The sequence below is a fragment of the Pseudomonas sp. HY13-MNA-CIBAN-0226 genome (genome assembly GCF_040310305.1).
GTDB classification, from domain to species: Bacteria; Pseudomonadota; Gammaproteobacteria; order Pseudomonadales; family Pseudomonadaceae; genus Aquipseudomonas; species Aquipseudomonas gregormendelii.
The window spans coordinates 1-275 of sequence record NZ_JBEOPS010000227.1 but is presented as its reverse complement, the minus strand read 5'-3'; the positions used below and the strand labels follow the sequence as shown (position 1 = coordinate 275).

Annotated in this window: 1 protein-coding gene; it reads left to right on the top strand. The window is 49.1% G+C overall.

All coding sequences use genetic code 11. The features are described 5' to 3' along the window. Positions 1 to 275: hypothetical protein (locus AAEZ05_RS28525; protein ID WP_350649945.1), on the top strand; the 275-nt coding region annotated here is incomplete at both ends.

Here is a 275-nt window from a genome sequence, read left to right as displayed (position 1 = left end):
CAGTAAGGTCAATGCTGGCAATGCAGATCAAGCATCGCAAAGAGCTGCCACTACGCTCGGTGGTATCCAAGAGAGGCTTGGGCGTATACAGTCTGAGCAGCATGTCCAGCGTATTGCTATTATTAATCAGGACAATCAAGTACTCGCAACGGTAGGTTATGGCGTTGAAGAAGCGTGGCCTATGATCGAAACGACCGGCAAGTTTTTATCGCAAAAGCCAACACCTATCGGTAACGCCTATGGCAGTATGCTTGGGGATTTTGACGGTCAGCAAC